This window comes from Microvirga zambiensis WSM3693, assembly GCF_016735695.1.
In the GTDB taxonomy this organism is placed as follows: domain Bacteria; phylum Pseudomonadota; class Alphaproteobacteria; order Rhizobiales; family Beijerinckiaceae; genus Microvirga; species Microvirga zambiensis.
The window spans coordinates 1-22,521 of record NZ_JAERQD010000021.1 but is presented as its reverse complement, the minus strand read 5'-3'; the positions used below and the strand labels follow the sequence as shown (position 1 = coordinate 22,521).

Sequence of the window (22,521 nt, the reverse complement as noted above, 5' to 3'; positions counted from 1 at the left end):
TCAGTTCGCGATGATGTTGCTTGCCGCGACGAGGTCGTCCGCGTCAGGCGAGGCGATCCTGTTGACGTCGAGGCCGATGACGACGTTGCGCAGCCGTTCGACATCATTGGCGGCCAGGGCTTTGCGTCCCTCCTCCACCAGTTTGGCGTAGAGCCCCTGGTCGCTGAAGAGGTGGGGCGCCTCGGCATACCAGTTGAAGCGGTCCACGATGAACCAATCCTGTCGTGCAAGGATGGCGACAACCTTCGAGCGGAGCTCACGGATTTTCATCTCGAATTCCTGGCCCCGGTCACCGAGCACACGTTCGGCGGAAGCCTGAAGGTTTTCGAAGGACGTGACCTCGGATGGTTTGGCGTGCGGCCTTGCGGTCCGATGGAACATCTCGACGACGCCGTCCAGTTCGATCCGCCTGATCACCCGGATGTTCGCCTTCCGGGCGTCGGCGAGAAGACGTTTGGCCGCCTGGATCTCATCGGCCGCTTGTTTGGCCTTCTCCGGATCGGTTTCGTCCGGGGAAAGAGCCGCGGCGCGGTCCACGCGGCTTTGGGCCTCGTCGAGGTTCGGGTCATGCACTCTGGCGGCGATTTCTGCGATCTGGCGGGTTGTCGCCTCCGCGTCCTCACGGACGCGTCGCGCCGCCTGACTATAGTCGATCATGGCCGATTGGCGGGAGTAGAAGTTCCGTCCCGACCGGAACGACCCGCCGATGCAGGGCACCGAGATCTCCAGGTCGATGTTGCCGGAGTCGCTGATCTCATAGGCGAGGAGGAGGTCGGCACCCGCCGGGATCACGCCGTCGTCAAAGTCGCTCCCCGCGACCTCGAACAGGCCCACGAAATTGTTGTTCGAAATCGGGTGGACGATGTCGCCCTCCCAGACCTTGAATTTGAGGGAGCCTGGCGAGCCGGCCCGCAGGGATTCCTCAGCCTTGTACCGGCGCTGCCCCTTAGCCGGCAGTTGATCGCCTGCCTTGACCAAATAGTCGATGACAAGCGGCCCTCCGATCCTTTCCCGAACCTCGACCCCGATGGAGTGCGACGCAGGGATCGCATCGACCGTGGCGGCTGTCCGGGTGATGACGATCCGATCCTGGGCCAAGGCGATGGGGCCACCGGATGGATCGAACACAAAAATCTTGAAGCTGTTGTCTCCCGCCTTGGCGAGAGGAACCTCCATGATAATCCCATCGCGCAACTCGGCCCGTCCCGACGACCAGCCGGTGTCCAGGCTGTCGATCTGGAAGCCGGAGCCCGGCAACGGCGCCTGGCCGAGCCTCAGCGCCACCTTCGCCTTGTGGTCCGGCGTCCGGGATGCGTAGTTGATGGTGAGCTGGAAGCCTGCTCCCGCACTGACGGTGCCACGGGCCGTCTTGCGCGACCTGTTCTGTGTGCTCCAATCGATGGACTCGGCAAACACGGCCGCTCCGGCGGCGACCGCCGTCATCGGGTTGACGTCGGTCGAGGGCGCAATCCCGAGTTCGAAGGCCACACGGTCGCGCAAGGGCTTGTACTGCGTGGGACCGCCTACGAAGACGATACGCTCGATGTCGTGCGGCGTGAGGCCGGCCTGCTCGATGGTTTCCCGCGCGGCCGCCACAGACTGCTGGATCCGCTCCTCAATGAGAGCATCCAGCTGCGAGCGGGTCACAGGGACGTCAATGAAGATCTCGGCGCCGCCCAGATCCCTGCTCGCGACCTCGGATTCGGAGGCTGAGATCACCGCCTCCTCACGGCTAGACAGGTCGATCTTCGCCTTCTCCGCGGCATGCTCGGCCATCCGCCGCAAGAGACGGTACTGCGGGTCGCTCACGAAGCCCTCAGGCAGGTCGAACTCCTTTTGCAGCCACGGGCTCACGATGTTATCGACGATCACCCGGTCGAAGTCCCGGCCTCCGCACATCGGGATGCCACCCTGGCCAAGGAGGCTCACACGCCCCCCGATGCTCTGGGCAATCGCGATGTCCAAGGTTCCGCCGCCGAGATCATAGACGAGGAAGATGCCGTCGCCTTTCCGACTGCGCATGACGCTCATCACGGCAGCGACCGGCTCCTGCATCAGGGCGACCTTACCTAGCCCCGCCGCACGCGCGGCCTCCATGGTCGCGTCCTTCTGCATCTGGTTGAACGCGGCCGGAACGGTGATGACCGTCCCGGTTTCCTCGTCGTTGCGGATCGCCTCGGGCAGGTAGCCGAACAACGTCCTGAGGATTTCGGAGGAGCATTCCTCAGGTGTCATGGTGATGCCGACCGCTGGCAGCTTCACTGGGGTGGAGGTTCCGATGACACGCTTGAACAGGAGAGCTGCATTGTCAGGGCTTCGCGCGGCATTGTTGTAGGCGCGCAGGCCGACGAACCGGTTGCCGCGGCGGTCAACGAAGATCGCTGACGGCGTGACATCCGTCTGATCCGGACTCTTGTAAAGGTGGACCTCTTCACCATCATACGAGCAGATCGCGCTGTTGGTTGTCCCGAGGTCGATGCCGACGTAGCTGCTCATTGGTCTGCCTTACGCAACATCACGGTTCCTGCCCGCAGCAGACCCGATGTGTTCATCACGATGGGTTCGATCATCTGGTCGACGACAAGTTCGTCGTCGGGGCCGAAATCGGCGATGTTGATCGCAGTGACGGCAGCGCCAACATCATAGGGCTGGCCTTCCAGGCTTACGAGCTGCATACCCGCGGCATGTAGGCATTCGGAGATCCGCTTTACGAAGTAGCGGTGTTGATTGGCGAAACGCAGCGACTCACCGGCATCCAACTTGGACATCGCCCTGGTGAAAAGCTTCTGGAACCGCCAGCCCTCCAATGCCAACTCAAGAAGAGCCGTGTCGGCTCGCTTTACATCTGCACAGTCGTCCATGATGGCCTTCTATTGAGCCCTTGTCTTTACCGAAAAACGGCCGCGAATCCACGGCCGTTTTCTGCCCGCACAAATGGTATGAGATACCTGTGGAAGTGCAATCCTCCACCCGCGAATGATCCAGATTATGGCTAAAATCCTTCTCAGCCGATGGCCGAGGCGCCTGCGCATATAATGGCGAAACAGGTTGGATCTTTGGGAAGTGCCCTGAGCCGAACCCGCCGGCGAGGTTCAAGAGCATTCCTACTGACAGGCACGTGGTCCAAAGGCTGGCCAGCTCAACCAGGCGACGGCACCCCCCGGCCGTCCGACCATCGGCCTACCCCGACAGGGGACTCCCTCATCCGCGTCATTGACCCCTCGGCCCGGCCAGTGTTCTGTCTTTGTTCTCAATCGAGGTATCGCCCGAAACCCTGAGCCCGCCACCCCCCCGGAGGCGGGCGCCTGGCCCTCCCGGCCGCCCCAACGCGGACCGGGCGCGCCGGAACTTGTCCGAGGTTCGCCATGGGATCGTTCTTCATCACCCGCCCCGCCCCCGTCGCCCGCTTCGAGGGCGGCAAGACGTTGGCGCCGATCCCGGTGCGCAGCCGTGCGGTTTTCGACACCCTGATCCTGGCGACGCTCGACCCCACGGTCGACGCGCTCGCACCGGCGGACCCGGTCGTCGTCCGGGTGGGGGGTCAGGTCCTGGCCCACCAGCCGGATGTGCATCTGATCGCGGGCGGGCGGGTCACCGTCGTCGACGTGCCGAACCCCTCGCGCGTCGCGATGGAGGGCCCCCGGTACGCGGCCGTCGCGGCGGCTTACGCCGAGCGCGGCGTGGCCTACGAACGGCGCCGTCCGCCGCAGGTGCATGGGTCACCGCTGCTGATGAATGCCAGGGCCGTCTGGGCCTGCCGCGGGGCGACCGTGTCCGCCCCCGATCAGGTCCGCGTGCTGGAAGCGCTCGCGGGCGGCCCGCGGCCGCTGGCCGAGGCCGCCCGGGCGGTGCCGTCCGGCGACGGTGTTGTCGTCTGCCTGGCGCTGGCCTGCCGCGACCTGCTGGAGATCGATCTCACCGGTGCGCCGCTCGGCCCGGAGACCCCAGTCAAACGTCGGCGCCACCCTTAGCCGGCCTCCGCCCGGCGAGGGCCGTCCGCGCCCTCCTGACCAGCCGCACGCGCCCGACCCTAATGGTCGACCGGCGGGACCTCCCCGGCGCACGCCGCCGCATGCCCGCCCAACCCTGTGAGGCAGCCATGCCCGACACCAACACCACAAACCACAGCAATCCCTTATTCGATGATTTCACACTGGAGGATGCGGCCCCGGGGCGGCGGTCCCTGCCGCCCATCGTCCCGCCGGTCCCCGCCGAGGAGGCCCTGGCCCATTACGCCCTCGACGCGGCCTTGGACCGGCGGGCGCGGCGCCGCATCGCCACGGCGACGCCACTCGCTGTCGTGATCGCCGTGCCCTCCGCCGCCTGGGTCGAGCCGGTTGAGCGCGCGGCGGAGTCCCTCGGGTCGTGGGACCGGATCATCGTCCGCAGCGGCACGGATCGGGCGTCCCACCGGCCCGACCGGGGTAACGAGGGGGTCGTGGAAGTGTTGGGCCGTGGCGGCCGCATCCTCGGCGTCGCGCCGGATCCGCAGAGGCACCTGCCGTCGACGCTGACCGGCGGGGCCGACCTGCGGATCACCATCCCACATCCGTCGTCGGCGATCCTGCGCCGGGTGATCCGGGCGGCGACAGGGCGCACCGCCCGCCGCCTGCCGGAGCCGCTAGGCCTCGGGCTCGATTATCAGGAAATTTGCAGCGCCGTGCGCCTCCGGACCTCACCTGGTTCCTGTGTCCGCCGGATCCAGGCGTTGGTCAGCGCACGCGCCCTGACCGATCCCGGCGTGGCCGCGGCGCCGCTGCTGTCCGAGCTCTGCGGCTACGGCGAGGCGATGGCCTGGGCGCGCCGGCTGGTCGTTGACATCGAGGCGTGGCGCCGGGGCGAGCTGGCCTTCGATGCCATCGACCGCCGCGCCGTGCTGGCGTCCCCGCCAGGGCTGGGCAAGAGCCTGCTCGCGCGGAGCCTGGCCCGCACCGCCGGCCTGCCGCTGGTGACGACGTCCGTCAGCGCCTGGTTCGCCGCGGGATCGTACCTCGACTCCGTCCTCAGGTCCTTCGACCAAGCCGTCGCCGCGGCGAACGCGCATGCTCCCGCCGTGCTTTTCATCGATGAGCTCGACGCCCTCCCCAACCGGGCCAGCCTCATCCAGCGGGACACTCCGTGGTGGGGAACTTTGGTTTCTCACGTGCTTTTGGCTCTCGATAGCAGCCTGTCGACGGCGACCGCCAAACTGGTGGTGCTGGGGGCGACGAACTTTCCCCAAAGGCTCGACGAGGCCCTGGTCCGGCCGGGTCGCCTGTCCCGGATCATCCGCATCCAGCCGCCGGACGCGACGGCCTTGGCCGGCATCCTGCGCCTGCACCTCGGCGGCGACCTGCCCGGGACCGATCTGGCTGCGGTCGCCCGGCTCGGCGAGGGCGCATCGGGCGCCCAGGCGGCGGCCTGGGTCGAGGGCGCCCGGCGCCGGGCCCGCGCCGCAGGACGCCCCCTGGCCTTCGCCGACCTCCTCGCGGAGGTCGCGCCACCCGAGATCCGCTCGCCGGCGACGCTGCGGCGCTGCGCGCTACACGAGTCGGGGCACGCCTGCGTGGCGCACCTGACCGGCGCGGCCGAGGTCACCGCGATTTCCCTCGTCGACCGCCATGGCGGGGGCTATGTCCTGACCCGCTCGGCCTACGATCCGGCGCTGCGGCGAGCCGACCTGGAGATGATGGTGATCGTGGGCTTGGCCGGCCGCGCGGCGGAGGAGATGATCTGCGGCGGGGCGTCGTCCGGGGCCGGCGGTTCCGCGTCCTCGGACCTGGCCATCGCCACCGGCCTGCTCGCGAGCCTGCACGGGGCGCTCGGGCTGGGCGAAACCCTGGCCTACCGCGCCTCCCCCGAGGCCGCGCTCGGGCTGGTCGCCCTCGACCCGGAGCTGCGGCGCACGGTCGAGGCGGACCTGCGCCGGCTCTACGCCTGCGCCCTCGCCCTGGTGCGCGAGCACCGCGTCCTCGTCGAGGCCGTGGCCGAGCTGCTCGTCGCCCGGCGTCATCTTGATGGAGGCGACTTCCTCCGCATCTTCCGCAACTACGCCCGGACGACGAGGCGGCGGCGCAACGCGGGAGGGCGCCATGGATGACCGGCTCGCCGCCGTCGTGGTGCGGCTCCTCGGCGTCCGCCAGGCCCTCGGCGACGCCTCCTACCGCGACGCGGTCGGCCGGGCGCTGCAGGGCATCGCCGCCGCAGCCCAGGCCGAGGCGGAGCGCCGGGCCCGCCGCCACCGGCCCGTCCGGCCGGGCGTGGTGGTGCGGTTCCCGCTGGGGCGAGCCCGCGCGAATCAGCGCATGGCCCGGGACCCGGAAGCCGGCCGATGAGGGTGGGCCAGGGCGCCCGAGGCCCCGGCAGCGACCTTGGGGCGCGCGCCTTGACGGCGCCGGGGACCCCGCGCCGGACGGCGTCCACGACGCAAGGCTCAGCTGGCGGTTGCACCGCGCGACAGATCCTGCGCGAGGATCGATGAAGCGGTCTGCACGAACGGCGCACCGCGACCCGCCCCCGCGCTGATGAATAGCCGTACCCATCGTTTGAGCGCGATGACGGATCGAGTCGCCGTTCAGAACCTTTGGTTGCCGCTCAAGTAACTGTAAAATAATGACTTTTTGCTTGCAGGTGACCGGGGGCGGAGTCACAAGGAGGGACGGATGGACCAAGACCACGCCCCCGGCCGCGGGGGCCCGACAGGGGAGAATTCAGCCATGGGCGGATGGACCACGTTCCTGCAGTTCCTGTTCGACCGCGCCTACACCGTGCCGGAGGTCGCGGAGAAGCTGGCGATCTCGCCGCGCCAGGTCCAGGCCCACATCGACGACGGGAGTTTGCCGGCCGTGAACGTCGGCCGGGGATCCGACAGACATGACCTGAGGATCCTTGATGACGATCTGGAGGCGTTCGTGCGCCGCCGGAAGCTGGTGCCGCCGCACGCGCCTGGCCAAAGGATGCGCGGCACGCCGCGGCCTACGGCCGGGCCAGCGCCGGACGGGGACAGCTATGCCGCGCAACGGGCGGCGCGGCGGTTGCGGAAGGGGGCCTGACCATGGCGCGCGGTGGACACGGCGGACGTCGGCCCAAGCTCGTCACCAAGTTTGCCCGGTCGCCCTGCTACCATTTCGACTTCGTGGTCGGCGGCACCCGGATCACCGGCTCGACCGGCGAGACGCAGGAGCGGGAGGCGATCCGTGTGGCCCGGGAGACCCGCCAGCGTCTCGTTGCGCAACAAGTCGGCCTGGGCCCACGCCGCCGCGGACGCCCGCAGGCTATGACGCTCCTAGCCGCCGTGGAGCGCTACCACCGCGAGGTCGGACTGGCATGGTCGGACGGGGCCCGCATGGACTGGCTGACCGACGAGATCGGCGACGGCACGCCGCTGTCCGAGATCGACGACGATCTCGTCGCGCGGCTGGTGGCGAACCGCAAGGCGACCCATCGGTGGGGCGACCCGAAGCTCGGCCGTGTGACGCCCGCCGAGGTCAACCGCAGCGTCCCCGACCTCCTGCGGAAGCTCCTGCTGCGCGCCCGCGACGTCTGGAAGCTCTACCTGCCCGACATGCCGCATTGGCGCCGGCACCGACAGAGCGAGAAGCCGCGGCAGCGCGAGATGACGATCCAGGAGGAGCTCGCGCTGGAGCGGGCCGGGCGCGGGGACCTCCGGCCGCTCTGGCAGTTCGCCCTGCTCTCCGGGCTGCGGAAGCGCAACGCGCTGCTGCGCTGGTCGCAGGTCGACTGGTCTCTGGGCGTCATCCGCGTGACCGTGAAGGGCGGCACGGCGCGGGAGGTGCCGATGACGGCAGAGATCCGCAAGCTCCTCCGCCGGGAACGGGGGCGTCATCCCGAGTTCGTGTTCACCTTCGTCGCCCAGAAGACCTGGACCGAGCCGCGCCGCGGGCACCGGTACATGCGCGGCCAGCGCTATCCGGTCACGCCCAATGGCTTCGCCTCGTCCTGGCGCGCGCTCTGCCGGGCGGCCGGGGTCGACGACCTGCACATCCACGACCTACGCAAGACCTTCGGCGCGCGCATGACCCGGGTCGCCGGCATCGCCGCCGCCTCCAAAGGATTGCACCACTCGACCATCGCGCTGACCAGCAAGACCTACTCCTACATCACGACCGACGACGTCGGCGACGGGATGCGCATGGTCTCGGTCAGGGTGCGGTTCTGGCGGCGCAAGGCGCGCGAGGCCGGCGGGACGACCGGCTGAGGTCCCAGACAAGTCCCAGACCCCTGCCCCCGGTGCCGCGCAAGCCCTTGCGGCATCGGCGCTTTCGCGCCCAGGACAACGGGTCTCCAAAACCCGATGCCGGGGCTTCGATCCCCTCCGCCCCTGCCAGCCTTCCCGCGACCCAAGCGCCTGAAACGCCTCGTGTTTTGGCCGCGGATCCGCCTCTCTGCAGGCGAGCAAAACAGGTGCGGGAAACTAGCTTAACAGCACGGAAAAGCACCGTTCGGTGCACAAAGTCCCAGATAACTCCCAGACTCGTTCGCGGTTTGTCCCACCTTGATCTTGGAACCGGTCGCTCACCCGTGCCAAGTTCTGGAGGCTTAACGGCTGTTGCCCGAAGGGCTCCAAGATCGAGGCCCAGAGGGTGCTCGTGACCCCGATAACCACAGCAATCCTCGAAGCAGCATTGGATACACAACCCAATCCAGACGGGCCCGCATGGAAGCATCCGTGCGGGCCCGCGGCACTGATCAGTCTTCCTTTGCCATCGCGCTGCGATAGGCGATCATGCCCTCCCAGCCGAGATCGGGGTCAGGGTTGAACCGCTCGATGTGTTTCTGGAAGGCTTGGATCGCTTGCTCCGAGACAAGCGCCAAGGTGTCGCCGGAAGGTCCTTTGACGAAGCGCTTTCCCCCATCGTCCGTGACGGTGTAGGCCGCAAAGGATTCCCCATGCGAGGCGCGGTAGAGGGAATAGCTTTCGTCGTGGGTTTCGGGTTCGTTGCCCAATTCGAGCCAAAGCTCGAAGTCAGTTGTAGAAGTCATAGAAATATCCTGTTCCAAATAAAGTCGTCCGAGCCTTAAAAATCGATTGGCCGAACTGTGACAGTGTCTCATAGCTTGGCCATAAAGTCAAGCATTACGTTCCTAATTCTTGCTTTTATTCCGGAATGGGCGAGAGCCGCACTAGGACTGCGTCGAGCGGCAAATCGGCCGCGACGCCGACGTCCCCCCGCGCGCTGCCTTGTGGTTGTCCGAAGGCGCGGCCGGGCGCCAAGCAGCTGCGGCTTGGCTGACTACGGCCAGGTGTCAGACTGGTGCGGTACTCCGTTCGCGAGGCAGAATTCGCGGAATGCCTCCACCGCGTCGCTGCGGCCCGCGAACTTCTCCTTGAGCAGGGCGAGCACCAGGGCCGGCATGGCCGCCCCGCTCGCGTCGACCCAGAACTCGTGCTCGTCTCTCCCCGAGACCTGCTGCGCGGCGGCCCGATGTCCTGCGTGCTGAGACGCAGACTGGCCGCAGAGACCGACAACCGCACGGAACGGAACTCCTCACCCTCTTGGCGCGAGTTCGATGGATTGCTTCCCTTGTCCTTCCATTCAGGGATGCTCCGCGCCATTTCCTGGCGCATGGACAAGGGCCCGGATCGCCTTGCCCACGGTGTCGGCTGTCCACATCACTCCGGTCTTGGTCCGCACACTTGACTGGTTCAGGTATCCGGCGATCCGGCCATGCCGACCGCGGCCAGCGGGCACCCGGTCCAGCGCCGCCGCGAGCATCCGGGGGATCGCCTCCTGGCGCTGGGCTTGGCTCAAGTCGCCCAGGCGCCGCCAATCCCTGAAATGCGCAGTCGGGTTGAAGGGCTCGCCATCAATGGGCCACTCAATGGGATCCAGCGGCTCGTTCCGCATTCCCATGTCGTAAAGGCAATGATGCAGGTGAGGGTGCGGGCGCCAGCCGTTGCTCTGCGCGAAGTTAACCCAGAGGAGCGTCGCCTGGCCTTCGACGCAGTGGCGGCGTGCCCGCGCAAGCCCGTCCCTGACCTGCGGCGTCCCACGGTCGGGGCTGACCTCAAGGAAGACCAGCTCATCGACGAGGTCGCCCCGCCGTTCCCGCACGTGCCGCTGGACGAGCTCGCGCTGATAGCGGATGGTGCGGCTCTGCCGTGCCGCCTCGTCCGCATCGCACGAGAGGTCGGTGAACCCTGCCCATTTCACCGGAAACGTCCAATAGAAGCCCACGAACTGTGGCCGGTCCCCTTCGTCCTGCATACGCCCCATCCTTCAATCCGGAAAATTCCGACAGGCCGTCTTTTGCGCGGCCGTTCGGCGATACTGCGAAGGTAACACGGAGAAAGAAACATGCCCTCAATCCTTCGCATCGCGAAAATCCCCGTCGGCAACGCGGGCGGCATGCTTGGCGTCACCTTCGCGCCGGGCAAGAAGCAGGTGAGCGCCTACAGCGGCACCCATGATCGGGATCTGCATCAGGACCTCGACGTGGTCGCCGCCTGGGGCGCCGCCGCGGTTGTCACCCTGGTGACTGAGCAGGAGCTCGCCGAGCTTCGGATCCAGACCCTGGGGGACGAGGTCCGCGCCCGTTTCATGGAATGGCACCACCTTCCCATCGCCGACTACCATGCGCCTGATGCCGCTTTCGAGGCCGTCTGGCCCGATACGTCCAAGCGCCTGCGGACGCTGCTTGAGGCGGGCGCCCGCGTCCTCGTCCATTGCAAGGGCGGGCTCGGCCGCGCGGGGACCATCGCCGCCCGCCTGCTCGTCGAGATGGGCGCCGATCCCGAACAGGCGATCTGCGACGTGCGGGCCGCCCGCAGCCCCGATGCCATCGAGAACCGTGCGCAGGAGGACTGGGTCCGGCGCGGCAAGGCCGCCGACTGCGAGGTGGACACGGGCCTCCACGCCATCCGCGACCGCGCCATCGGGGCGCTGGTGGGGCTCGCCGTCGGCGACGCGCTCGGAACGACCCTGGAGTTTTCGCGCAAGCCGCCGAAAGCCGTCCTGCACGACATGGTCGGGGGCGGCCCCTTCGGCCTCAGGCCCGGGCAGTGGACGGACGACACGGCGATGGCCCTAGCCCTCGCCGACAGCCTGACCGTCCACCCGGACCTCGACGCCCACGACCTGATGGAACGCTTCGTCGCCTGGAACCGGGATGGCACCTACTCCTGCACGGGAGCATGCTTCGACATCGGCATCACCACGGCGGAAGCCCTGAGATGCTTCGAGAAGACAGGCGACCCCTTCGCCGGGTCGACGGATCCGGACAAGGCCGGCAATGGCTCCATGATGCGCCTGGCGCCGGTGGTCATCCGGCATTGGTCCGACCGAAACACGTTGCTCCGGGTGGCGCGGGACCAGTCGCGCACGACCCATGCCGCCGCGGAGGCCGTCAATGCTTGCGAAACCCTGGCACTGATCCTGGCGGACGCCATCGCCGGCCGGTCCATGCCGGAGATCGTCGCCGGAGCCGCAAGCCGCGTGAAAGGCTTCCGCCCGGGCCAGCCGCGAGACGAGGTCCGGGGCACCGGTTATGTGGTCGCGTCCCTGCACGCCGCGATCTGGGCAGTTTCGCGCACCACGAGCTTCGAGACCGCGGTCCTGCTCGCGGCCAACCTGGGCGAAGACGCCGATACCACCGCCGCCGTCGCGGGCCAGATCGCCGGCGCCCTCTACGGCCTGTCCGGCATCCCTGAGCACTGGCTCGCTCAGCTGGCCTGGGGTGCGCGTATCCAAGGCATGGCTCAGGCCCTCTTCGAGGCCAGCACCCTCGCGGCCGCCGCCTGAAACCGGAGCCGAGCCCTGGCCCGTCAGAACCCGGCCAGGGATCAGCCGTGCGCCCCCAGGCTAAGCGACCTCACTTCAAGGAATTCTGCATGAACTCAGCAACCCATCCTGCCCTCATCTTCTACGGCTCGACCCGAGACCCGCGGCATCGGTTCCCCCTGATCCTGGTGGTCGGACGCGAGCCGAACCACAGCGCGCCCGTGGAGATGGTGGCCGGGCCGTATGACTTCGACGGCCTCACGCCGGCCGACAGGAAGGCAGCGCGGAACTGCGGCTTCTGGCACATGGCGTACCGGATCACTGGCCGGATGCACGACATGGGCGATCCTTCACGCTCCGCGTCGTGGCTGAAGGATCATTGTCGGCAGCGAAGGTGTTCGCCGATCATCATCGCGGATGCGATCCCGCAAGGCCAATTGAATGCCGTGGCTGACAAAGGCATCGTCCGGCAGCAGATGAGGGAGCATCTGGCCGCCCATGCCCGGGGCATCTTCGAGCTCGATCCCGCCGTGATGAAGCGCGTTGGTCTCGTCCTCCTCTCGGGCCTGGACGGAACGGTCTTCGAGCCTTCGGCACAGGCTATCCGCGAGGAGGCCGAACATCGCGCGATCCCATGCCAGGCCATCCGGTTCCTATCGCCGAGGAATGGTCGCAAGTTCTTCAAGGAGGACATCCTCGCAACCGCCAGGCCGAACCTGAGGGAACGCTACCTGACTTCGAGCCTTACTGAGCCCTGTATCGCCACCACTCGACGGATCGTCTCGGAGTTCCTGATGGTGGCGCATGCAAGATGACTGCTTCGCGGCATGGTTCGCCGGTGTGAGAGCGCATCCCGCGACCAGACCCCTTCTTACCAGTCAGAGGCTCCGCTGACGAATCCCCTCGGGAGGAGCCGGATTTCGATGGGCTGAAAGCGGAGAAAACGGTCGAAATCGGGGGTGTCCGAGGGCATTTCCGCCAAATCTCCGCCAAGCCCATTTGCCGTCTCGACGAGATTTTCGAGCCAACGCTGGGTGACGTTATCCAGGCCTCAGGATCCGAGGTGCTCCGGTTCGTCCCCGACGAGCCTGGAAGGCTCATTTCGTCCCCAATCCTGTTTGTCCAGGACCAGCGACATCTGATCGACAACCGATGACGCTGCTACCTTGCCACGGCGTTCAAGGAAGCGCTGTGGCAAGGTACTGATGGGAGTGGCTCTATTATGGTCTAACGTCATTGTTCAGCTGTGCGGTGTGGATTAACTGTGCTTACTCACTTTCAAAGTTTGCCACACCTCACAGTGGACCCTTGCAGGAGCCAGATGCGATTTCCATCACCTCAGACGTGATCCCATCGCTGGCTGCGACACTGGCCCAATGTCATAGTGCCAGAGGCTAGATTCAGTCTGAGCACGCCAATATAGAAGGTGTCGTCCTACCAAGAGCCACTGTACTTTAGAAAGAGCCACTCAAGTTGCAGCGGCTAACCTCTTGATCGACTCAGTCGCCGCCTCCAATCCTTCAACGAATGACTGAACAAGCTGCAGCCCCTGCACTGTTGGTTTCGCATGCTGGTCCACCTTGGCGTTGCGAAAGGCGGCTTCAAGGTCACTACTGCCCAGGTGAGCATCGACCTGCCGCAAGTCCGCGATCCCGAAGAACGGTGACATCAGTGAGTAGGCATCGCTCTCCGGGATGACGCTCGCGATCACTCTCTGCAGAGATTTGAGGGATCCCTGCCTCTCTTTCTTTGGAGGAGGCACAACAGCGTCCAGTTGGCTAACATCAATGCGCTCCGCAAAAAGCCGAAAGGCGTCTTTGGCAAGAGCGAAGATACCGTCAGCATCTGCGGCCCTGAAGCGATGGATGCTCCGGAGGAGCCGCTCAGCTGTAGCATGATCCCGAAGCAGCCGTCTCCCCGTCCTTTCCATAAATGTGTTCTCAAGACCGGACAATGCATCCGGTAGGCGCGCCTCTGGCGCAATCGTCACTGCTGGGGAAGCGCGCACTTGGGATGCGAGCAACTCATCCGATACACCGCCTTCGGGAACGACGCTGTACGTGCTCCATACACGCTGCTCCCATGCCGGAAGGTGTCCGATGTCCTTTGCAAGCACGTTGATGAAGCCAAGCGGGTTCACACCGAAGTGGACGCCGTGACGAGTTGCCCCGACAATTCCAGTGTCGCGGGTAAGCCAGTTTAGAACAGCTCCACGTCTCCCTGACAGCAGGCTCCGCACAACCGCGGGATCAAACCAAAGCCATCGGAGCGGGCCAGACTTGAGATTTTCGCTTGTTTCGCGAGCGCCGGACGCATCAATAGCGAAGGATACGCCAGACAGTTCTTTGTCCCCACGCACGCGGACACTCCGGCCGGGCGGGTCGAACCATTCCGTTCTCCAAAGCTGCGCGAGAACCTGGTACCCCCCGCCCCTCGAACCGGAGACCACCCTCACATCTGTCTCCACGCTGGCGTCATTAGGAAATTCTAGCACCGGATTGTCATCGTGCTGATCGAGATCGGTCCGCCGCGCCGAGAAAACGACCATCGTACCGCCACCTAGATCCTCCTCGTTGAGGATGTCGGCCTCCAGCCTGTCCCTACCCGCGTTCCGGCGGAGACCACCTGGTGGCCATGCAAAAGATGGACGATCTTCGGTGCACACTGATCGCGACCGGTAACTCGAAAGATAGAGTGCCATACTGCGGGCTGCGAGATAGTCACCAAGGAACTCCGCGCGTATCAGCATGCGACGCGGCTCCGACTCTTCGTCAAGTTCAAGTTTCGCGACTTCGTACCACCCCTCATCGGGGCGGAGCCAGACACTACCCTCTTTGACAAGCCCTAGCGCTATCACGAGATCCTGGTGCAGGTGCCAGACATCTGGCCCCCCATCCTCGCGGCGCTGGTCTAAGACGAGGCGTACTCCAATCGGATCACCGCCCCAATTCTCGTGGACATCGCTAGACACGTAGTTTTCGGGGCCGACTTCGGGAGCGTGATGATCAAGACCGAGTTGATCCCACGTGAGCTTGTCCGCCGCCGCACGACTGGTGGACGGTATCGCAAGCGACGATATGCCGACAAACTCCTCAGAGCCATCGCGGTACTTGTACTCCTGGGACTGGCGAAGCGTGATCCAAGACTCACGCTGCATAGAACGCACATCTTCGAACTCGAACCAACCTTGCCGCATCTATCCCTCTTTAATTGGATGATGAATCATACACGCGTGTGGAGGCTCATATAGGGGACTATGCCATACCCCAAGGGCAAACGACGGCCTGATACCGCTGTAGGCTAGTGAAACTTGGCAGATTCGGTGGATCCCAGGGCCAATCACTTAATCATCAAGGAGAACGAGAGATGACGGATGGTAGCCTCAGGTATGCTTGAACTCTTCCGGGAGGTCCCCGGTCGGCCGGTCACTGAGGGGGCATCTTTTAACTCCCATCTGGATGACGCGCTCCAACCCACCTTAGGAAATCTGATACAGAGATCAGGAACCGAGTTCTTCCGCTTCGTTCCGTTTGGCAGGCGAACGCCCCACATAACCCAGTTCTGATCGCGTAGGACCAACGACGCCTCTAAGCATTCCTAGACATTGTCAGACCAGATGCTCGCGAAGAGACGATTGGAACGTTTGGTCCAACATGTTCCATTCCTGAACGCGAAAGGCGCCGGGCATGAGGCGCCCTACGCGGTATCCAGGATAGAGCCGTAACGATCAAGCAGGTACCGTGCCCATTCCCGTGCGGCAGGGTCGCCATGATTTGCGTCAATGAAGGGCCCGAACGCCTCATGAGTTGTCCGGCTCAGAAAGTCGTCAGGCTGAACTAGGACCGAACGGAACACGTTGAACGCGTCGTCGCCGAACCGCCTCAGGTTTGGCGCGGTGACCTTGCGAAGGACGCTGTTCCCTGCCGGCGAGATGTGCAGCACACGGACTCGGTCGGCACTGGATTCCTTAGCCTTGGTCATTTGCCACGCCAACATCTGCTGGCGGAGTAACTGGTAGAACGGCTCCCAAAAGAAGTCCTCAAGCGTCAGGCCGAGATCTGCCCGTACAGGCCCATTAGGCGCGAAAGCCTTGTCAGAATAGCGCATAACGCGTGTGGCGTTTCCTTTCTCGTCGATGGCCGCACCGTATTCCTCGGTATATTTCCACTCGATGAGGAGTGTCTCGATCCTTCCCTCGCGTTCGAACCGCACCACTGCGTCGGCGCTGGTCGCATTGGCCCCTCGCGTGGCCGACTTAGCGCCCTTCGCCCATTCGCCCAGATGGTTGGCAAGGCCCGTCCATTCAAATCCCACGAACCAGCGCTCTCCGCCCGGCCCCTCCTCGACGGGCAGCATGCGCGGCTCCGCGATCCCCAGCGCATGGCCAATGACTTGAGACAGCAGATCAGGGTTGGTTGCGAGCGGTCCCAGAAAGTTCAGGCAACAGATTTGGGAGGACAGGCCATGGTCGGCATGTTGATGCCATGTGATGCTTCGTGGAGGCCCAAAATACACTTCCATCGATTCACGGATCGTGGGTGCAAGGTTCAGACCCCGCAGTCCTTTCAAGAGGCGCCATCCTTCGCTGGGTCTGATCGAGTCCGGCGGCACGGTGCGCTCGAAGAACGCCGCCTGAGCTTTCCGTTGAGATGCGATAAATGCGGACTTCAAAACCATTCCCCTGCCGTGTTCTGATCGTCTGACGCTTTGCAGGACGATCCTTGCCGATCAAGAAAGTAATCCAGCCCTAAACGCCTTGGTCGTCCGATAGGCCAAACGCTCATGGCAGTGGGATCCCGTGAGCCGAAAGCCGATGCTGGGCGGCATCGACTGCTTCGGTGGGAAAGCGTTGCGGATAGCGCATGATGACGTGTTCAGCGGCAAACTCGGGAAGTCCGTTCTGGACCAGATGGTGGAAGCCCTCAGACGCCTCCTTCTTCATTGCCAAATACCGAAATGTCTCCACCACCCCATCACGGGCGCGCTTGTCGCTGATTCGACGTGCCCGTTTCCGTCTGCCGCTTTCCTCAAGGTAGATTTGCTCAAGCGCCGCCACACAGGCATCAAACTCCGCTTCCAAGGGATCGTCGGCGTTGCGGCCGGTGAGCGTGCAAAGACGCCGGAAGGCCCGACGATAAAGATCAGGATGCTTATCCTTCACTCGGGCCATATATGTGCGCAAGTTCTCGGGGTTGGTTTCGCCATCGGGGTCATATGCCACTTGTCTTGTCCTTCATCGCTTCGGTGCGACATGCTGTTTCGGTCACTCCCCAGACCTGCGGGTACTGTCGATCAACCCGCCCCCATGCGGGCTGTCGCTTGCTGGATGGCATCGTCAACTCCGGAGCCGATTGTGTTCATGACACGGAAGACCAGGGCGGCTGAATGGCGTGTCATCGCCAGCGTCACGATCTCGTCGGGGCTGTCCTCCGTTGCAAGCGGCGTGGCGGCCGGCGTGCCAGCTTGGGTCAAGCCCAGCGACATCGCGACTGCGGCTGCGCCACTGTCAGTCAGCTTATGCCGATTGCGGCCATCGGGCCCTTTTGAGATTTGGAACATGGCCAACAAAGGCAGGGCGTCGGCAACGCCATCTCCCAGTCGGTCAGTTCCAATCAACAGAGGAACCTCGGAGAGTGTTGCGCCAAGACGTTTTCCGAACGCCCGGAGAGCACCTTCGACATAGGCGCTGGCACGTTCCCCCGTTATGGGCTGCTCGGCGGCAAGCCTTTCAGCGATGGTTGAGATCGGAAGCGGCGGTTCACCGTCACGCCAAGCCCGCCAGTAAGTCGCGAGGATGAACGTTTGTCGCTCGTTCAACGGCGGACGTTTCGTGAGCGCAGCGACAATCTCAGCCACCGGCTTGGCCACGGCTTGCATGCTCTCCGATCCGCCAATCGGGATCGATGGCGAGACGTTGGCACTTGCTTGGGGCGCAGGTGAGAGCACCGGCAACCCGAGAGCTTCAAGAGCAGGGTGGTGCTCTGGCGAAATTGCATCGGCAGGGATGATGTAGGCAAGCATCGGCAGCGGGTTCACGGCAAGACCTCATTTCTTAATGACAAGAAATATCTTCTTGCTGGCGTTGTCAAGGCCGTAGCCCTCGCAGAGGGTGAAACCGCTTTCCCCCTATGAAGCCTGTTGGCTCCTGAGCATTCCATACTCCGGCGGCACCTGTGTGCTTGCGTCAGCGTCGGCCAGAAATAAAAATCCTACTCTCTAGGAAAATAAATATATTGCGGTCTGACTGCCCAGTTGCCGATAATGCACAAGTCGATGCCGTGAATGTCCGGGGCTGTCCCGTCTTCGCCTCATTTTTCGAGGCAAGGCACGACACCATTCAGCTTAAGTTATTTTGCAACAATTCAAATCGAGACAAAGATGCCTCTGACAATTTACCTGGGCGGCAGGCGCCGCCGTACTCCCACCCAGCTTAACCTTCCCCATCACCATGCCGCTGCGGTTCCGTTCACGCCGCAGAACCTCCAGGTCGCCTATCATGAGGCTGGGCATGCCGTGCTCGGCCACATCACGGGGATCTACCAAATCAATGGTCCTATCGTCACCGCCGGGATGACCAAGGCCTGGGTTTCGTTCCACTGCAATCCTCGCCTGGTGGCCCTCCGTGCCCGCGTGGGGCAACCGCGGAACCAGGCGGACTTGGTCAGGGAGCAGGCCATCATTGGTGCGGCGGGTGTGGCTGCGGAGCACATCCACCTCAGGAACATGGGGGTCACACCGAATTCCCGGGCGCTGTTCAGGGGCGCCCATGGGGATGTCCTCGCGATCCGTCAATTGGTCGGCCCCGGACACTTCAACCAGTTGGTCCAGCATGCCGAATGCCATCTGGCCGATCCCAGGGTCTGGGCGATGGTCGAGGACCTGGTTCAAGCGATCACGGCATATTCTGGCTTCGTCCCGGGCTATGCCGCCGCTTGGACGCTGGAACGCTCCCGGCGGCACCAGGCTGTTGCCTTCCGCATCCTGCGCTAACCGAACAGCGGCATGGGCGGCTCGCCGCCCATGCTCTCGACCCTCGGGCCCAGAAACGCCTGTCCTACCTCTGGCCTACCACTGAAAGGCATGGATCCGATGCGCAATGCCCGTTGTTCTGGGCCCCACAGGGGTGCTACACCGGCGGGGCAGCGGCAGCCACGAAGCTCTTGGAAAATAAGGAGTTTGGGCGGCGGGACCGGAGTCTCCCCCTCTCCGCCAAGTCTTTCCCGACTCTTCGCCAATTATAAGGTACGCAGACGGAAGGATTTTCCGCTTCCCCGGCGTACGTGCATTGAGGTGTACACGTGTCGGTATCGTCACCCGAATCGCGCCGTCTTGCTCGGCGCCCGCCCTACCTGGACCGCTCCGGGGGGAGGTGGCTCTTCCAAATTCGCATTTCAAAAACCCTTGATCCGGGCGGCAAAAGGTCCCACCTCGGGGCGTTCGGCGCTCGGCGCTCATGAGACCAGGAGGCGGGCCAACATCCTTGCGTCCCTCTCCCAAATCGCATTCGAGACCCTAAGGATCCGGCACTTAAACAACGAGGACGACAGAGAACAATCACAGGTCGAGCCAATGTTCCCGGGCAACGATCCCATGCTGGTCCTGGCAAAGATGAGAGCGATCCGGGACCGAGCGAAAGCCCGTACTTCTAAGGAGAGGATGGCCACGGGCCCCAGCCTCGGCGGACGACTTGCTTCAGCGGCAGCGTCGGCTGGATCCGGTGCCACCCCACGGTCATCGCGAGCCAGCCCATCCAGAGATCGTGAACTTCTCTTAGTTCTGCCTAAGCGGCCGTGGCCTGAGCGATTGCCTGCCTGCGATCGGACGTACGGCGGTCGTACTCATCCGCCAGCGCATTGAGCGCCGCTCCGCCGTCGCCCGAGAAAGACGGTCCGTGCATCAGCGCCAGCGTCCGTGGCAACAGCTTTGCGAGCGAACGGATCGTCGTTCCCATGTCGGGGCTCAGGCTGGAGTACTGGAACAGGTCCTCGGCGGCGGTCGCCGGACCGACGATGTCGCCTCCCATCAGCGCCGGGCCATTGCCGAGCTGGGTAAAGAGATCGCCGCAGAGCAGCGTTCCGGTCGCCTCCTCGTAAATCACGCCGGCATCCCACCCGTGCGGGGTGTGCGGGGTATCGAGGTAACGAACCCTCTTTCCTCCGCCCAGATCAATGATCTCGCCGTTCGCCAGCACCCGCGGCTGTCGATCCGACATGTCGTTCAGGGACACGAGACACCCCGTCATCCCATGCGCCACCTGAGCGTCCGGGGCCATGGCCAGCCATTCATTCATGGCGCCGCACTCATCGGCCTCGTAGTGGCCGAACGTGATCCAGCGCAGATTGTGAACAGGCATGACCCGGGACACCGCTTGGGACACGAGCGGAAACATCTTTCGCAACCCGGTGTGGAACAGCAGCGGCTCGTCGCCGAGCACGAGGAAATGGTTGAAGGTAAAGCCGACCGGTGGGGCGATCTCCGGGACGAAAACGGAGATCCGATAGATGCCGTCGGCGATTTCGCTGATGTTGGGTTCCATGACTTTCTCCACGCGATCATCCTGGTGGTCGCCACCGGCCGGACTGGGCACGATGGACAGCAGTCACATTTGAACGTACAATCATGTGCAGCGAAAATGGCAGGTGGTCAATATGGCGGCGCAGTGCCGTGTGCCGAAACACACATGACCCGGACCTACACCCTCAAGAAGCGTGCGGAACAGCAGGCGGAGACCAGGCTGCGGATCGTCGAAGCCGCCGTGGATCTGCACGGCAGCGTCGGTCCGGCGCTCACCTCGCTCAGCATGATCGCCGAGCGGGCCGGCGTTCAGCGGCACACGCTCTACGCTCACTTTCCCGATGAGCGCAGCCTTTTCCTGGCCTGCTCGGGGTTGTCCCTGGAGCGTGATCCCCTGCCTGATGCGGCAGCCTGGCGGACGATTGGGGATCGGGCCGAGCGCCTCGGGGTTGGCCTTGTCGCGATCTACGGCTGGTACGAACGCAACGCCGAGTTGGCCGCATGCGTGCTGCGGGATGCCGAATACCACCCATTGACGAAGGAGATCGCCGAGTTGCGATACGGCCCGTTCACGGCGACCTATCAGGAGGTGCTCGGAGCGGACTTGGGCATGGCGCAGCGGACCGTGCTGAGGCTGGCGCTCAGCTTCTTCACATGGCGGACCCTGGTCCGCGAGAGCGGCCTCGAACTGGAGGCGGCTGTCAGAGCCATGGTCCAAGCGATCGCTTGCGCCAAGGAAGCATGAACACTGGCGGCACCGCCGCCGTAAACATGAAGCAGCGGACCAGGGCTCGGCCGCTTCGAAGACGTCGGCCAGCGGGGGGCGATGGCGAGGAAGAGGAGTAACTTAAGGCGCCCATGGTCACGTGCCCGGGGTTCAGCCCTGACCAGCATGCGGATCTCGTCCGTTGGTCCGGTCTGGCAGGAGGAGGCTTACGATGCCAGGCCCTGTCGACGTTCTAATGCTCCGGAACGGAGTCGTCGTGCAGCCGCCATCGTATTAAGATCGCTCCGGCGCCTCACCGAGCGCCAATCAACCGGGGGAGGCGCCCGATGTCCCGCCGCAAACACCAAAGACGCCTGGAGGAGCACTACAGGATCCAACTTGCGCCCTGGATCGCCGGTACCTTGGGAGCATGCGTCCTGCTCATTCTGGCGATCTACGTGGCCACGATGCCTCTTTGAGATCGAACCGCATCGAGCGTCGGGCCGGAATGGGAGAGGACCTGCGGCTCAGCCACCCGTCATGCTCATGTGACGCGAGTTCGCAAGACAGTCGTGGCGACGATGAACGACGCCCCGAGTTATCGGAAGCATCCCGGCCTATCGCTTGCCGATTGACGAACGGCTATGCTGGCTTGCGCCAGGGTGTCGCGTTCAATCATGAGCATGACGGCATCATCTTGGTTCTCGTCGTCAACTATTGCCGGGTCCAGAGATGGTAGTTCGCATCCCCCAGAGCCTATCGACGAGCCCCAGCCTGGAAACCGGATGGAATGTGCTCGATTACGAGTTGCGCGAGCAAAAGGCGCAGACGTTGGGGAGTCTGGCTGGCCAAGTGGAACAGGCCCTTGCGGCATTGCGTGCCTTCGATGCGGCGGCGCATGGAACGGGCGGGGAGGAACGGCGTCGTGCAATGCTGCATGATGCCGCCGACCTGGTCTGGGCCTTCATGATCCAGCGGGAGCTGTGCGGGTTCCGGAACTGGGAGGCCGTGGTGAAGGATTACGGCATCCCGCGTGAGGTATTGAACCGGGTTGGGCAGGTCAGGCGCAAGGCGGACTAGAGCTGTTTCCACTTGCGTGGAATCATCTCTCTTCTTTGCTTTGCTGCATTTTTTGACGGCGAACCGGATCCACTTCGCCGAAAAATGTTCTAGGTACCGAGCACCACCGACCTTCGATCCGCCTAAACGGACCCTTTCATGAGCCGGGCTGGGAAGGTCTGAAACGGATCGAAATGCGACTTTGTTCCGATTTTATGAACGTCCACTTCAACGCTATGAGGCGACCCTCGCGCGTGAGGATCGAGCAAGGATTCATCTTCGCGGATCAAGCCTACGTTATGTATCCAATCCTGCTTTCCTAAGCAGAATCGGAATTCGGGCGCATGAGGAGTTTCAGGCCGCGTCGGACCGGGCTTTATTGAGGTCGACCTTGAACTCGGCCTGGGTCTTGGCCCTGATCTCGTCGACGCTGACGCCCTCAGCCAGCTCGATCAGGCTCATGCCGGTGCCGCCCTTCTTGTCGATGGCGAACACGCCGAGATCGGTGATCACCAGATCGAC

General features: G+C 64.2%; 21 protein-coding genes and 1 pseudogene. 11 read left to right on the top strand and 11 right to left on the bottom strand.

The window, feature by feature from the left end; all coding sequences use genetic code 11:
* On the bottom strand, positions 1–2,496 hold the full coding sequence (locus tag JKL46_RS16915; RefSeq protein ID WP_201834940.1) for an Hsp70 family protein: 2,496 nt from the start codon (positions 2,494–2,496) through the stop codon (positions 1–3).
* A complete protein-coding gene (locus tag JKL46_RS16910) occupies positions 2,493–2,861 on the bottom strand; it encodes a hypothetical protein (protein ID WP_201834938.1) in 369 nt (122 codons plus the stop codon). The genes JKL46_RS16915 and JKL46_RS16910 overlap by 4 nt, the downstream gene beginning before the upstream one ends.
* Before the next feature lie 504 nt (positions 2,862–3,365).
* Between JKL46_RS16910 and JKL46_RS16905 the strand changes: the two genes are divergently transcribed.
* The 5 genes from JKL46_RS16905 to JKL46_RS16885 all read left to right on the top strand — a co-directional run bounded on the left by JKL46_RS16905 (position 3,366) and on the right by JKL46_RS16885 (position 8,197).
* On the top strand, positions 3,366–3,971 hold the full coding sequence (locus JKL46_RS16905; protein ID WP_201834936.1) for a hypothetical protein: 606 nt from the start codon (positions 3,366–3,368) through the stop codon (positions 3,969–3,971).
* A gap of 128 nt (positions 3,972–4,099) precedes the next feature.
* Entirely contained in the window at positions 4,100–6,079 is a 1,980-nt protein-coding gene (locus JKL46_RS16900) for an AAA family ATPase (RefSeq protein WP_201834934.1), read from the top strand.
* Positions 6,072–6,314 carry a hypothetical protein gene (locus tag JKL46_RS16895; RefSeq protein ID WP_201834932.1) on the top strand — a complete coding sequence of 81 codons (243 nt, stop codon included), beginning with the start codon at positions 6,072–6,074 and terminating at the stop codon, positions 6,312–6,314. The genes JKL46_RS16900 and JKL46_RS16895 overlap by 8 nt, the downstream gene beginning before the upstream one ends.
* 381 nt (positions 6,315–6,695) lie before the next feature.
* The gene (locus tag JKL46_RS16890) at positions 6,696–7,031 is read left to right on the top strand and encodes a helix-turn-helix domain-containing protein (RefSeq protein WP_201834930.1); all 336 of its coding nucleotides are present in this window, start codon (positions 6,696–6,698) and stop codon (positions 7,029–7,031) included.
* Positions 7,032–7,033: 2 nt separating this feature from the next.
* Complete coding sequence (locus JKL46_RS16885) at positions 7,034–8,197, top strand: tyrosine-type recombinase/integrase (protein ID WP_201834927.1); 1,164 nt, start codon at positions 7,034–7,036, stop codon at positions 8,195–8,197.
* 491 nt (positions 8,198–8,688) lie between these two features.
* Here the strand turns inward: JKL46_RS16885 and JKL46_RS16880 are convergent, their stop codons facing one another.
* The 3 genes from JKL46_RS16880 to JKL46_RS16875 all read right to left on the bottom strand — a co-directional run bounded on the left by JKL46_RS16880 (position 8,689) and on the right by JKL46_RS16875 (position 10,208).
* Complete coding sequence (locus tag JKL46_RS16880; protein ID WP_201834925.1) at positions 8,689–8,982, bottom strand: hypothetical protein; 294 nt, start codon at positions 8,980–8,982, stop codon at positions 8,689–8,691.
* Positions 8,983–9,233: 251 nt separating this feature from the next.
* Complete coding sequence (locus JKL46_RS36330) at positions 9,234–9,356, bottom strand: hypothetical protein (RefSeq protein ID WP_281399888.1); 123 nt, start codon at positions 9,354–9,356, stop codon at positions 9,234–9,236.
* Positions 9,357–9,536: 180 nt separating this feature from the next.
* Entirely contained in the window at positions 9,537–10,208 is a 672-nt protein-coding gene (locus JKL46_RS16875; protein ID WP_201834923.1) for a hypothetical protein, read from the bottom strand.
* Between the two features lie 90 nt (positions 10,209–10,298).
* Between JKL46_RS16875 and JKL46_RS16870 the strand changes: the two genes are divergently transcribed.
* Both JKL46_RS16870 and JKL46_RS16865 read left to right on the top strand, forming a co-directional pair.
* A complete protein-coding gene (locus JKL46_RS16870) occupies positions 10,299–11,741 on the top strand; it encodes an ADP-ribosylglycohydrolase family protein (RefSeq protein WP_201834921.1) in 1,443 nt (480 codons plus the stop codon).
* 89 nt (positions 11,742–11,830) lie between these two features.
* The gene (locus tag JKL46_RS16865) at positions 11,831–12,535 is read left to right on the top strand and encodes a hypothetical protein (protein WP_201834919.1); all 705 of its coding nucleotides are present in this window, start codon (positions 11,831–11,833) and stop codon (positions 12,533–12,535) included.
* A 653-nt stretch (positions 12,536–13,188) separates the two neighbouring features.
* Here the strand turns inward: JKL46_RS16865 and JKL46_RS16860 are convergent.
* The 4 genes from JKL46_RS16860 to JKL46_RS16845 form a co-directional block, all read right to left on the bottom strand.
* A complete protein-coding gene (locus tag JKL46_RS16860) occupies positions 13,189–14,877 on the bottom strand; it encodes a hypothetical protein (RefSeq protein ID WP_201834917.1) in 1,689 nt (562 codons plus the stop codon).
* Between the two features lie 539 nt (positions 14,878–15,416).
* The gene (locus tag JKL46_RS16855) at positions 15,417–16,391 is read right to left on the bottom strand and encodes a PGN_0703 family putative restriction endonuclease (protein WP_201834915.1); all 975 of its coding nucleotides are present in this window, start codon (positions 16,389–16,391) and stop codon (positions 15,417–15,419) included.
* 109 nt (positions 16,392–16,500) lie between these two features.
* Positions 16,501–16,941 (bottom strand): hypothetical protein, encoded by a 441-nt coding sequence (locus JKL46_RS16850; RefSeq protein WP_201834913.1) that lies wholly within the window; start codon positions 16,939–16,941, stop codon positions 16,501–16,503.
* 71 nt (positions 16,942–17,012) lie between these two features.
* Entirely contained in the window at positions 17,013–17,756 is a 744-nt protein-coding gene (locus JKL46_RS16845) for a hypothetical protein (protein ID WP_201834911.1), read from the bottom strand.
* Between the two features lie 342 nt (positions 17,757–18,098).
* Between JKL46_RS16845 and JKL46_RS16840 the strand changes: the two genes are divergently transcribed.
* Positions 18,099–18,710: a hypothetical protein gene (locus tag JKL46_RS16840; RefSeq protein ID WP_201834909.1), complete on the top strand. Its 612-nt coding sequence runs from the start codon at positions 18,099–18,101 to the stop codon at positions 18,708–18,710.
* Between the two features lie 790 nt (positions 18,711–19,500).
* Here the strand turns inward: JKL46_RS16840 and JKL46_RS16835 are convergent.
* A complete protein-coding gene (locus JKL46_RS16835) occupies positions 19,501–20,256 on the bottom strand; it encodes an oxygen-binding di-iron domain-containing protein (RefSeq protein ID WP_201834907.1) in 756 nt (251 codons plus the stop codon).
* A 144-nt stretch (positions 20,257–20,400) separates the two neighbouring features.
* On the opposite strand from JKL46_RS16835, the gene JKL46_RS16830 reads away from it, so the two are divergent.
* The 3 genes from JKL46_RS16830 (at position 20,401) to JKL46_RS16825 (ending at position 22,020) form a co-directional block, all read left to right on the top strand.
* On the top strand, positions 20,401–20,979 hold the full coding sequence (locus JKL46_RS16830; RefSeq protein WP_201834905.1) for a TetR/AcrR family transcriptional regulator: 579 nt from the start codon (positions 20,401–20,403) through the stop codon (positions 20,977–20,979).
* Between the two features lie 308 nt (positions 20,980–21,287).
* A complete protein-coding gene (locus JKL46_RS36325) occupies positions 21,288–21,419 on the top strand; it encodes a hypothetical protein (RefSeq protein ID WP_281399887.1) in 132 nt (43 codons plus the stop codon).
* Positions 21,420–21,672: 253 nt separating this feature from the next.
* Positions 21,673–22,020 (top strand): DUF6665 family protein, encoded by a 348-nt coding sequence (locus JKL46_RS16825; RefSeq protein ID WP_201834903.1) that lies wholly within the window; start codon positions 21,673–21,675, stop codon positions 22,018–22,020.
* A gap of 333 nt (positions 22,021–22,353) precedes the next feature.
* On the opposite strand, the pseudogene JKL46_RS35580 reads toward JKL46_RS16825, so the two are convergent.
* Positions 22,354–22,521, bottom strand: a pseudogene (locus JKL46_RS35580) (succinyl-CoA--3-ketoacid-CoA transferase); the annotation flags it as partial.